Annotated in this window: 12 protein-coding genes and 1 pseudogene; 5 read left to right on the top strand and 8 right to left on the bottom strand. The window is 48.7% G+C overall.

Annotated elements, in window-relative coordinates:
• From ACLQ6D_RS15785 to ACLQ6D_RS15760, 6 genes and pseudogenes are all read right to left on the bottom strand, one after another.
• Positions 1 to 223, bottom strand: a 223-nt coding sequence (locus ACLQ6D_RS15785) for a MerC domain-containing protein (RefSeq protein WP_411728269.1), incomplete at its 3' end; no start/stop codon positions are given.
• Positions 224 to 355: 132 nt separating this feature from the next.
• Positions 356 to 691 carry a YnfA family protein gene (locus tag ACLQ6D_RS15780; protein WP_411728268.1) on the bottom strand — a complete coding sequence of 112 codons (336 nt, stop codon included), beginning with the start codon at positions 689 to 691 and terminating at the stop codon, positions 356 to 358.
• Positions 692 to 760: 69 nt separating this feature from the next.
• Positions 761 to 2,431 carry a mercury(II) reductase gene (gene merA / locus ACLQ6D_RS15775; RefSeq protein ID WP_411728267.1) on the bottom strand — a complete coding sequence of 557 codons (1,671 nt, stop codon included), beginning with the start codon at positions 2,429 to 2,431 and terminating at the stop codon, positions 761 to 763.
• 12 nt (positions 2,432 to 2,443) lie between these two features.
• On the bottom strand, positions 2,444 to 2,701 hold the full coding sequence (locus ACLQ6D_RS15770) for a heavy-metal-associated domain-containing protein (protein ID WP_411728266.1): 258 nt from the start codon (positions 2,699 to 2,701) through the stop codon (positions 2,444 to 2,446).
• Positions 2,702 to 2,715: 14 nt separating this feature from the next.
• Positions 2,716 to 3,431, bottom strand: a pseudogene (gene merP / locus ACLQ6D_RS15765) (mercury resistance system periplasmic binding protein MerP).
• Positions 3,432 to 3,730: 299 nt separating this feature from the next.
• On the bottom strand, positions 3,731 to 4,147 hold the full coding sequence (locus tag ACLQ6D_RS15760) for a MerR family transcriptional regulator (protein ID WP_411728265.1): 417 nt from the start codon (positions 4,145 to 4,147) through the stop codon (positions 3,731 to 3,733).
• A gap of 817 nt (positions 4,148 to 4,964) precedes the next feature.
• Between ACLQ6D_RS15760 and ACLQ6D_RS15755 the strand changes: the two genes are divergently transcribed.
• From ACLQ6D_RS15755 to ACLQ6D_RS15745, 3 genes are all read left to right on the top strand, one after another.
• A complete protein-coding gene (locus ACLQ6D_RS15755; RefSeq protein ID WP_411728264.1) occupies positions 4,965 to 6,557 on the top strand; it encodes a DUF4331 domain-containing protein in 1,593 nt (530 codons plus the stop codon).
• 275 nt (positions 6,558 to 6,832) lie between these two features.
• Complete coding sequence (locus ACLQ6D_RS15750) at positions 6,833 to 7,996, top strand: tetratricopeptide repeat protein (protein ID WP_411728263.1); 1,164 nt, start codon at positions 6,833 to 6,835, stop codon at positions 7,994 to 7,996.
• A gap of 5 nt (positions 7,997 to 8,001) precedes the next feature.
• Positions 8,002 to 9,117 (top strand): HupE/UreJ family protein, encoded by a 1,116-nt coding sequence (locus tag ACLQ6D_RS15745; protein ID WP_411728262.1) that lies wholly within the window; start codon positions 8,002 to 8,004, stop codon positions 9,115 to 9,117.
• A gap of 84 nt (positions 9,118 to 9,201) precedes the next feature.
• On the opposite strand, the gene ACLQ6D_RS15740 is transcribed toward ACLQ6D_RS15745, so the two are convergent.
• Both ACLQ6D_RS15740 and ACLQ6D_RS15735 read right to left on the bottom strand, forming a co-directional pair.
• Positions 9,202 to 9,492 (bottom strand): RyR domain-containing protein, encoded by a 291-nt coding sequence (locus ACLQ6D_RS15740; protein ID WP_411728261.1) that lies wholly within the window; start codon positions 9,490 to 9,492, stop codon positions 9,202 to 9,204.
• On the bottom strand, positions 9,489 to 9,902 hold the full coding sequence (locus tag ACLQ6D_RS15735; protein WP_411728260.1) for a membrane integrity-associated transporter subunit PqiC: 414 nt from the start codon (positions 9,900 to 9,902) through the stop codon (positions 9,489 to 9,491). The genes ACLQ6D_RS15740 and ACLQ6D_RS15735 overlap by 4 nt, the downstream gene beginning before the upstream one ends.
• Before the next feature lie 280 nt (positions 9,903 to 10,182).
• On the opposite strand from ACLQ6D_RS15735, the gene ACLQ6D_RS15730 reads away from it, so the two are divergent.
• Together ACLQ6D_RS15730 and ACLQ6D_RS15725 are read left to right on the top strand one after the other, a co-directional pair.
• Positions 10,183 to 10,419: a type II toxin-antitoxin system Phd/YefM family antitoxin gene (locus ACLQ6D_RS15730; RefSeq protein ID WP_411728259.1), complete on the top strand. Its 237-nt coding sequence runs from the start codon at positions 10,183 to 10,185 to the stop codon at positions 10,417 to 10,419.
• The gene (locus tag ACLQ6D_RS15725) at positions 10,419 to 10,835 is read left to right on the top strand and encodes a type II toxin-antitoxin system VapC family toxin (protein ID WP_411728258.1); all 417 of its coding nucleotides are present in this window, start codon (positions 10,419 to 10,421) and stop codon (positions 10,833 to 10,835) included. Before ACLQ6D_RS15730 ends, ACLQ6D_RS15725 begins: the two co-directional genes overlap by 1 nt.
• Positions 10,836 to 10,915 lie beyond the last annotated feature (80 nt).

Genomic DNA, 10,915 nt, shown 5'->3' with positions numbered 1-10,915 from the left:
TCGCATCCTCCGATAGTGCTTCATGTTTCCTGGCGGAACGGTAAAGCGTCCATAAATTTAAACCGGCGAACCCTACAAACATCGGCAACAAATAGGCGTCGTTTATCAGGAAGCCAAGCCCAACGGCTGCCACTGCACTGAGCACAACAGGAATGCCGAGACAACAGGCCGCAGCAATGGCGGCCCCCATTAAACCGGCAGTTTGTTTTGTTTGATCTTTCATGACAATACCTCGCAGTAATGTTAACGGGTGTCTTGAATGTTGGATAAATTGGAGCAGATGTGGCAGTTGAACAGAAACTTACGCTTTTCAAGGTCAGTGAACCAGCTAAAACCTTAAGTTCCTGCATAAAATTCACCTGCCTGCGTCCTGCCAGCCAAAAACAATGATAACCATGCCAAGAAGCGCGACACTAGCTCCCAACCAGTCAGTGAATGATAATTTAACCCCGTCCACGAATCTGAGCCAAACCAGTGCGGTAGCTACATAGACTCCACCATAGGCGGCATAAACCCGGCCGCTGGCGGCTGGGTGCAGCGTTAATAGCCATACGAATAGGGCCAGGCTGACCGTCGCTGGAATTAACAGCCATACTGAATCGCCTTTGCGCAACCATAGGTAAGGCAGAAAGCATCCGGCAATTTCGGCAAGCGCGGTTATGACGAATAATCCGGTAGTTTTTAATATCAACGTGTATTCCCATTTAACTTGAAGCGCCTTACGATGCCCGGCTCAGATGAGTAAGGCAATTATGCATCATTACCCCGCACAACAGGAGAGTTCTTTCACGTCCTTGCTAAAAGTTTGGGCGCACAGTTTGATACCTTCCACCATCGTCAAATACGGGAACAATTGCCCTGCCAGGTCTTCTATCGTCATCTGGTTATGGATGGCTAACACCGCCGTCTGGATCATCTCGCCCGCTTCCGGCGCCAGGATTTGCGCGCCAATCAAGCGGTGGCTGCCTTCTTCCATGACCAGTTTGACAAAGCCCCGGGTTTCAAAGTTAGCCAGGGCGCGCGGCACATTTTCCAACGGCAACAGGCGGCTGTCTGTTTTAATATTGTTCAGGTGGGCTTCGGCTTCAGTCAAGCCAACAGTGGCCATTTGTGGTTCGGTAAACATTACGGACGGCATCGCCGACAGATTGATGGCAGCATTGCCGCCGGTCATATTAATGGCGGCGCGGGTTCCCGCCGCAGCCGCAACATAAACGAACTGCGGCTGGTCAGTGCAATCACCAGCGGCATAGATGTGTTCGACATGGGTACGCATGTGATCGTCAACGGAGATTACGCCGCCTTTACCGACTTGTACGCCGGCCCGTTCCAGTGCCAGGTCTTTGGTATTCGGAGGGCGACCCGTGGCAATCAACAAACGATCCCCTGCAACTGTCTGACCTTTTGTGATTTTAACGGTGAATTTCCCGGACGAATACAGGCCTTTTTTGTATGCCACGACTTCTGCCTGGGTATGTGTCAGGATGGTCATGCCCTCCGCTTCCAGAGTTTTATGTAGCTCCGCGCCAATATCAGGGTCTTCGTTGAACAAAATCGAGTGTCGTGCCAATAGGGTAACTTTTGAACCCAATCTTAAAAAAGCCTGCGCCAATTCCAAGGCAACGATGGAAGAACCAATCACCAGTAAATGTTTCGGCAGTTTTTCCGCCGCCAACGCTTCCGTCGATGTCCAGTAAGGCGTACCCGCCAAGCCCGGAATGGGAGGTATGCCCGGAGACGATCCGGTGGCAATAAGAAATCGGTCTGCCGTAATTTCGGTGAATTCGCCATGTTCCCGATCGACGATGAGCGTGTTGGCGTTTTTAAACCGCGCCTGTCCCTTGACCAAACTGATCTCGGGATGGGTTGCCAGGATATTTTCATATTTGGCCGCCCTGAGTTCATCAACCCTGGCTTGCTGCTGGGCAACCAGTTGCTTGCGGTTTATCACCGGTTGTTGTTTTTTAATGCCGACAAAAGCATGATGTTTTTGTAAATGGGCAATATGCGCCGCACGAATCATGATTTTTGAAGGCACACAGCCGATATTGACGCAAGTGCCGCCAATGATGGGATTGCGTTCAATCATCGTGACTTTGGCGCCGTTTTCCACCGCTTTCAGGGCGCAGGCGAAAGCGCCCGAGCCGCTGCCGATGATCGCGACATGCAGCGGCTTGCCATGGCTTGCAGGCGCCGTTTTTTTATCGGCTTGGGCGGTTTTGCCGTCAATCTCTTTAACCTGATAACCTTTTCGCGCAATTTGCTGTAGCAGCGATTCAAACCGGGTTTCACCGGTAACCGTCAGGATGCCGATGCCTTCCGGGTGCGAAACTTTAATCTCGACGCCATCAAGCGCATTCAATTCTTTTTCGATGCCCTCGGCACAGCTTGGGCAGGTCATGCCATCAATTTTCAGTTTTTTAGTCCACATGAGTATTTCCTTTTAACAACAACGTGGTAAAACTAAACATTCATCAGTTTCGGCAGTTTTGCCGTCAATCTCTTTAACGTGATAACCTTTTTGCGTAATTTGCTCAAGCAGTGATGCAAGGCGGGTTTCACCGGTAACCGTCAGGATGCCAATGCCTTCCGGGTACGAAACTTTAATCTCAACACCTTCAAGCGCATTCAATTCTTTTTCGATACCGTCAGCACAGCTTGAACAGGTCATGCCATCGATTTTCAGTTTTTTAATCCACATAACGATTCCTTGAATTACTTTGGCTGTTGAACAGTCGCCGGATAACCGGCATTTGTAGTTGCTTTGATCAAGGCTTCTATGCTGGTTTTTTGCGGATCAAAGGTAACAGAAGCCGTTTTGCTGGCAAAATCAACATTAGCCTTGTTAACACCATCGACACCTTGCAGTGCCTTTCTGATGGTGATGGGACACATCGCACAGGTCATGTTCTGCACATCGAGCGTGACCGATTGGCTTCTGTTTTGTTGTTGCGATTGAACAAGAACAGCAGCTTCAGCATGGGCTGTCTGCATTAATAAAGGTGTGGCCAACAAGCTCAACGTTAAACATACGGTTTTAATAGTCATCATTATTCTCCTTAACTCATAAAAATCGGAGCATACCAGGGAAAAGTCAAAAGCAGAAAGATCAATGCCGAGCCAATCCAGAAGATCATCCGCTGTTTGTGTTTAACTTCGGGTAATGCACAGGCCACACCCTCTTTACAGCTAGCCGGTATCAAATAGAGCTTGCGATACCCCAAACCAATAAAAATCAGGGTTAGGATAATAAAATAAGGTCTAACCGTTTCCATTGAAGTGAATGCGCTCATCCACGCGCCGCCAATCCCCAAAGAAATAAGCAGCAAAGGGCCAACACAGCAGACCGATGCGCCAATAGCGGCTAATACGGCGCCGATCCCTAACCAGGATGGGTTTTCTGTGGGTGGTATTTCATGTTCTGTCGTCATAAAAATTTTCCTAAATAAAAACTAAGCGTCAAATCCTCTGCATTCAACACGGGTTATGATGAAGTCAGGGAATGTCAGGTTTAAATAAAGCAGGGATGAAGTTTAAACCCTGTTCTGTGGAACAGGGTCAAGCAGTTATTGCATTATTTTTGAACGCTCAGGATTTTGAGTCCGGCTCATTTGGTCGCATCGGTTCCGTACCGATTGCGGCACTTCTGACCTCCATCGATGGAGGAAATGCCGACGACTGCCGGGAGCAGTCGCGGTCGCCGTCCCTGGCAGTCGGTCGCATCGGTTTCCTACCGATTTGCGACACTTCCGCCGTCCCTGGCAGTCGAAAGGGCATCGATAATGGAACAGTGATCTGTGGAAAAATCGCTCTGGCAGCGTTTTACCAAATTGTCCAATACATTGCGAAGAGCCATTAAGTCCTTTATCTGTGCCTCGATTTGTAGGCATTTTTGTACGGCCATTTTTTGCACATCGGCGCAATGAGTGCCATCGAGCGATAACAGTTGGGCAATTTCTTTTAAGGTGAAACCCGCTTGTTGTGCACGTTTAATAAACCGGATTCTGGGAATGTCATGGGGTGGATAGTGACGGTAACCACTAAAGGGTTTGCCGGGTTCATCCAGCAAACCGATACGCTGATAATAGCGGATAGTTTCAACGGTCACTTCGGCTTGTTTCGCTAGATTGCCAATCGTAAGTTTCATCTTTGCACCAGCATGTGTGTTCCAAAAAGCGACCAATATGATGTGCCGCGATTGATGGGTCAAGGCAAAACGCACTGCCTGACCTGCATCCAGCTTAGCGGTTCAAGCCATCAAGGGCGGGAACGTCATGCAGAAGCATAACGTACTTTGATAAGTATCTTTTCCTAAATATCTATTTTGTCAACTTGTTCTCTGGCAAATTACTCAAAAGTTATCACGCAATCATGGACTGTATTACGCATATCCAATCAGTCATTGAATATAGTCTATATGAACGTCTTCTTTTCAGCCAATTATGCACAGTTACGAATGTATAGTGAAGGGCACTAAGCCACGATCAACCTAATCGGTTGAGGTTTTTGCTGCGCATACCGGCATAAAAAACCACCTAAGATTGCCTAAAAATGGGTTTTGTCTTGAACGATTTCAGTATGAAATTTTATGAACTTATGCACAGGGACACTTAATTCAGTGTCTCTGGTTTGATGTTACTCATTTACGAAGGAATCCTTACGATCACCCAGATACCTACCTTGCAAGCTAATAAAAATCCAGTTTTTGCATCCAATTTCTTATACGCCGCGTATTTCTTTATGGAGGGCTGAAATGTAACTATTCAATACATTTGAAGCTCAAGCCGTAGTTAAGTGACATTCCTTTTTCCTTGCGGAGGAAGGTTGGGCTAGAGTGAATTTTGGATTGCACTGGATAGTTGCCTAAGCTTTTTGAAAAGCAACAATAAATTGAACCCCCATAATGGGACGGAAAGAATTATAGGACTTTCTGTCCATACCAATCTGTATATAGGAGAAATATCATGACAATGAAATTCAACAAGCAGGGCGCTTTGGTGGCGATCACCTCGTTGACCTTGGCTACGCTCATCCCATCCACGCCAAGCTGGGCGGCCAGCCATCGCGAAGCGCCACTGATGGCTCTGGACCCCGCCGCCGATATTACTGATGTCTATGCCTTTGTCAGCTATGACCAGGCAAACCTAAACCGTAAGCCGGAAGACCGTAAGGTCACCTTCATCATGAATGCCATACCCGGACAAGAGCCAGGGTCTGGGCCAAATTACTTCGCTTTCGATGACAATGTCCGTTACCAGTTCATCGTCGATAATGACCGGTCTGGCGGTGGTCTCGACGACATCGTCTACGAGGTGCGTTTCAAGACCGAGGTGACAGGCCCACGCCAGTTTGTCCGTCCAGTCGCCGGGGTTGGCCCTTTGCCGCCAATCACTGCGCTTGAAGGAGCGGGTGCGGCGGGACTTGCCAGTATCCAGCGTTATACCGTCACGGAATTACGAAATTGCAGCCTGACGACCACCAAGGCGTTACGGGACTGCAATCGTACCGAGCTTTTCGGTGGTGCGTTCAAGCCGACCGTCCCATCCAACATCGGCCCACGCACCATACCCGATTATGAGGGTCTGGCTGAACAGGGCATTTTTACCGAGTGGGACACCGGTATCCGGGTGTTTGCGGGCCAACGTGCGGAAACTTTTGCCATTGATCTCGGTGCGGTATTTGACACCATCAACCTGCGGGTAGAGACTCCTCCCGCTGTTCCTGGTCGGCCACCTTTACCTGTGCAGACGGCGGCAGAGGATGCCAACGATGCGGTGAATACCTTCGGTGTCAACAACTTCAGTGGCTTCAATATCAACACTATCGCAATCGAGGTGCCAATCCGTAGGCTTACGTCCAATGGACAACCAGCCAATGCCGACAATGGCACTATAGGGATGTGGGCGCGTACCTTACGGCATGAGGTAACGTTACGGGCTGGCGAACCCCGTCTGGATGTAAACAAGCCGCCCAAGAAATTCATTGAGGGCAAAGGGCCATTCGTCCAGGTTTCCCGTATGGCGAACCCGCTCGTGAACGAACTCATTATCCGCTTTGGACGCAAGGATTTGTGGAACGCCACACTTCCCGAAGACGAGGCTATCTTCCTCGACGCTTACCGCAAACTTGATGTGGCTGGAGCGCTACAACTGGTTTCTGGTGTTCCGGTGACTCCTAATCCGCGTGAGGACATCGTAGGTTTACTTTTGAAATATAAAGGGCAGAATCCCGATCCAAAAGTCGGCCCATTCTCCGAACTATTGCGCCTGGATATGACAGTGCCACCGACACCGCCAGCCCAGATCAAGCGTCTCGGGCCATTCGCACATGATGCAACGGGGGCTGCTACGCCTGATCCCGCAGGCTTCCCGAATGGACGGAGACCGGATGATGATGTGACTGACATTGTGGTGCGTGCGGCAGGTGGTACTAACTACGTTAAGAACTTCGTCGGTGACGGCGTGGGCATCAATGAGAAGGGCATCACCGCTGATTTCCCCTTCCTGCCTACGCCGTTCGACGGACGTAACCGTCGGCACATCGATCCAGGTGAGTAATGCTGGGCTTCTCGCCAATGCAAATGGATCGGTCTAGTGTACGCCGAAAAGGTAATAAACAATAATGGATGAAAGGCACGGAGAGAGGTTCACCTCTCTCCATGCTTATCCTATCCTATGATATCCCTGTTGTCGGTAGGTAATAGAGAGATGCCAGTAGTTCCAGGCTTACATTCAAACCATAAGTGCAATCGACTTACCCGGAAAAGGCAAGGGTTAGCTGACATGGTTTCGTTTGTGCTCCCTGTCCGTCTCAATGCTACACAGGCAAGACCATGAATATTATTAAGTTGATCGTAGTTGCATGGCTGGTTTTTCAAAGCCCAAGCGCTTGGACAGCGGCGTATACACCTAAAGATGATGCTGAAGTTTTAGAACGCCTACCGGTAGCGACTGGGGAAAGAAAACGGTTAAGGGAGTTACGAATTCAGCTCAACGAAAATCCCGGAGATTACCGTCTTGCTCTTGACTTGGCGAGGGATTATATTGCGTTAGGTCGATCCAATTCTGATCCTCGCTATTATGGCTATGCAGAAACCCTATTAAACGCTTGGTTACGGACGAACAATTTACAGCCCGATGCGCTGGTGTTACGGGCAACGATCCTGCAAAATCGACATGATTTTCAAGCGGCTTTGGCAGACCTTAAAGTAGCCCTAAAGCTCAATCCCCGCCTGCCCCAAGCTTGGTTGACCCTGGCCGCTGTGTTTGAAGTGCAAGGCGATTATCCTTCGGCGCTACGTAGCTGTCTGGCCTTGGCAAAATTTTCTGCCGCATTACCCGCTGCAATTTGTATCAATTCTGCCCTGAGCCTCTCCGGGCAGGCGCGACCTTCCTACACACAGCTTGCGTCCGCAGTTGCTGACGTAAAGGGCGACCCAGAGGAACTCACTTGGGCTTATGTCATATTGGCCGAGATTGCCGAGCGCCTCGATTTAGGCAAGGAAGCTGAGTCTTGGTACCAAAAAGCGGTTGCCCTAGGCCGTCGGAGCGTTTATTTATTGACAACCTATTCTGACTTTTTGCTTGACCATAACCGGCCCGCTGAGGTGCTTGATTTGCTACAGGGAGAAACACGGGCCGATGCTTTATTGTTGAGGTTGACGTTGGCCGAACAGCGGTTACAACGCAAGCAATTTAACGAACACGCTGACCTGATTAAAGACAGGATAGCTGCGGCAAAATCCAGGGGCGATACGGTACACCAAGGCGATGAGTCACGTTTTGTCTTGCACGTACTTAAAGATAACCAAACGGCTCTCAAACTTGCTATCAGCAATTGGGCTGTGCAAAAGGAACCACGGGATGCCCGGATATTATTGGAAGCAGCCGTGACGGCAAAACAACCCGATGCAGCGTTGCCGGTTATTAAGTTTATGGAACAAACCCACCTGGAAGATGCCCGTTTGATGCCATTGCTCAAATTAGCGAAAGGATAACCCTTATGAAAAACATAGCCTGTTTTTTCCTATGCGTATGGTCAGCGCTTGCATCCGCACACAAACCTAGCGATAGTTACCTTTCAATCAACATTCAAGCGGGTCATTTGTCAGGCCGTTGGGATATTGCGCTACGCGACCTGGAATTTGCGATAGGTTTGGATAATAATGATGACGGGGCGATTACCTGGGGAGAGTTGCGTTCTAAAACGCCTGAACTCAGCCAATATGTTTTTTCCCGATTGCAACTGAGCACTCCTGATAATACGTGTTCCCATCAGCAAACGAATCTTAAGGTTGACGGACATACCGATGGTAAATACGTAGTGCTGTTTTTTAACAGTTTGTGCGGCACTCCGACACTGGACCCATTGATTGTTGATTACCGCCTGTTTGTTGATTTGGATCCACAGCATCGCGGCCTGCTTAACTTGACCTATGGTAATGCAAGCTCTGCCGCCATTTTAGTGCCAGGGCAGCCGTCCCGCATCTTTGATATTTCGGCAAACCACACACCTTGGGCGGAAATTTCGGATTTTATTCGTGAAGGAATCTGGCATATCTGGATCGGCTACGACCATATCCTGTTTCTGTTCAGCCTGTTGATTCCATCGGTCATGGTTTTCGAAGGGGCCAGATGGTATCCGGTTGCTACGTTCAAAGTGGCGCTTTTGGATGTAGTTAAGGTGGTGACTGCTTTTACCTTGGCACACTCCATTACATTGAGCATAGCCGCGTTGGGATATATTGAGTTACCGTCACGCTGGGTAGAATCCGTCATAGCGGCTTCGGTGATATTAGCAGCGTTGAATAATCTTGTCCCTGTTTTTACAGGTAAGCGTACCCTGTTAGCTTTTACTTTCGGTTTAATTCATGGCTTTGGTTTTGCCAGCGTCCTAGCAGATCTGGGCTTAAAAGAATCTTCAAGGCTGTGGAGTTTATTAGGCTTTAATCTGGGTGTGGAAATCGGCCAGCTTGCCCTGGTTGTTGTGTTTTTGCCTGTGGCCTACAAATTAAGCAGATATCCCTTGTATAAACCAGTCATACTGAAATCCTGTTCAATCGGCATAGCAGGCGTGGCGAGCCTTTGGCTAATGGAACGAGCTTTTGTATTTCCATAAAGGTTTAAGGGAACCCCTATTAATTGCTTAGATAATATGAAACCTAAGGAAGAGGACAGCGGGCGCTCACAAAAAAGCTCAATCTTACTCGGCTTTCTCGATTCTATACCCCAAGGCCACGATCGCCTTCAGCGTTTCCATTGCTGTCTGGCGGTCGTAGATTTTTTCCGCTTCAGGTAAATCTTGGTAGGGAATTAAACAAGGGTGATGTTTGTTAATGTCATCGCGGGCAGGGCCGTAGCGCCAGCCGTCGGCTAAGCGTTGGCGAGCCCAGTGGTCGTGGGCATTTTCGGCAAGGCGTTCGGTCAGCTCCTGGATTTCAGGGCTGAGTGCTACTGGTGTAGTGTCGATAGGAGTAGGTTGGTAACTATTCATGGCTGTATTTCCACCTTAAGCAGCGCCAAAGATAATTCTTGGCTAAGTTCCCCCAGGATTTTACTGAGCGCCCGCACCGTTCCGGGATAAGACGAATCGGCCAGGGAACGGTTGATAACGGAATGGCCAGTTTTTAGGGTGTCGCGAGTTTTTTCGTTTTTTATCGTCCAGTTTGCTTCCAGATTGGCTGATTCACCGGGTGTCGTGTCAAAGCGGATGATGTCTACGATAATTTGCAGGTCTACTGTGCCATACACGCTCCAGGGATAAGCCCTGAAAATGTTGTTGGGTTGCAAGGTTGACAAACTGCGCGTTATGGCTTGGAGCAGGTTATCCTGTAATGGCGACGCCCACTGCTGAAGTTCAGAAATTTTCACCGCTAACAAAATGTCGCCTTCTAAGTTCGGCAATAATATCCATGTTGATCACTCCAGGATTCTCCAGCATAAAGCCGGTTATTTAAACAACCTGGGGTGGAAACTTTTCAACGCCGTTTTCCCCAGAATCCTGGTAAGTTTTGCATGCCTATTAGCATACAGGCCAATTTGATAACTATAACCTTTTTAGCGGTTGGGAATTCAGGCTTTTGGAGGCGTTTCACACAAAACCACAAATAAACTAAGGAACTGACAAAATCGGTGCTATATGGTATTCTAGTTTAAACTTTAAACTAGAATATTGAGGTTACACGTGATTACTGTAGGTGCTTTTGAAGCCAAAACCCATTTGTCATCCCTACTCGAACGTGTAGCACAAGGCGAAGAAATCGTCATTACCCGTCATGGAAAGCCTTTGGCACGGCTTATGCCGATTGCTGCTGCTGACCGATCTCGAATCGACCAGGCAATTACAAAATTAAAGACCCTACGTAAAGGCTGCAACCTTGGGGGCTTGTCGTGGCAGGAACTGCGTGATGAAGGCCGCTGATGACGGGATTTGTACTCGATTGCTCTATAGCCGTTGCCTGGTGTTTTGAAGATGAAGCATCCGACATCTGTGACGCATTATTAGAGCGCGTCAGGGATGAAGGGGCGTTAGTGCCTTCATTATGGCATCTGGAACTGGGGAATGTCATGATACAGGCTGAACGCCGAAGACGAATTAACTCTGCTGATGTATCTACCCGGCTTGAACTGATCGGTGATTTACCTATTGTCACTGATGACGAAACACCACAACGGGCTTTACATGAAGTGTTGGCACTTGCCCGTGCCGAAAACCTAACCACTTACGACGCCGCTTATTTGGAACTTGCCATTAGACGTGGCTTGCCGCTTGCGACTAACGATAAACGTCTGCGCAATGCTGGTGCCAATACGGGAGTCCAGGTTATTCCGGCTTGATTTGGCAACTATATAAAATCATATCGGTTTAAGTTGTTGCTAATAAAATGAAATCATAAAACTGAACATTGGCACAGTAT

The sequence above is a fragment of the Methyloglobulus sp. genome (assembly GCF_046714055.1).
Classification (GTDB): domain Bacteria; phylum Pseudomonadota; class Gammaproteobacteria; order Methylococcales; family Methylomonadaceae; genus Methyloglobulus.
The sequence above is the reverse complement of the archived record's forward strand: the minus strand, read 5'-3'. Positions and strand labels throughout refer to the sequence as shown.

What these genes read in the sequence shown, in the direction of transcription:
- merA (WP_411728267.1), bottom strand. Translation starts at nt 2,431, where the DNA reads ATGTGGACTAAAAAACTGAAAATTGATGGCATGACCTGCCCAAGCTGT.
- ACLQ6D_RS15770 (WP_411728266.1), bottom strand. Translation starts at nt 2,701, where the DNA reads ATGTGGATTAAAAAACTGAAAATCGATGGCATGACCTGTTCAAGCTGT.
- ACLQ6D_RS15760 (WP_411728265.1), bottom strand. Translation starts at nt 4,147, where the DNA reads ATGAAACTTACGATTGGCAATCTAGCGAAACAAGCCGAAGTGACCGTT.
- ACLQ6D_RS15755 (WP_411728264.1), top strand. Translation starts at nt 4,965, where the DNA reads ATGACAATGAAATTCAACAAGCAGGGCGCTTTGGTGGCGATCACCTCG.
- ACLQ6D_RS15750 (WP_411728263.1), top strand. Translation starts at nt 6,833, where the DNA reads ATGAATATTATTAAGTTGATCGTAGTTGCATGGCTGGTTTTTCAAAGC.
- ACLQ6D_RS15745 (WP_411728262.1), top strand. Translation starts at nt 8,002, where the DNA reads ATGAAAAACATAGCCTGTTTTTTCCTATGCGTATGGTCAGCGCTTGCA.
- ACLQ6D_RS15740 (WP_411728261.1), bottom strand. Translation starts at nt 9,492, where the DNA reads ATGAATAGTTACCAACCTACTCCTATCGACACTACACCAGTAGCACTC.
- ACLQ6D_RS15725 (WP_411728258.1), top strand. Translation starts at nt 10,419, where the DNA reads ATGACGGGATTTGTACTCGATTGCTCTATAGCCGTTGCCTGGTGTTTT.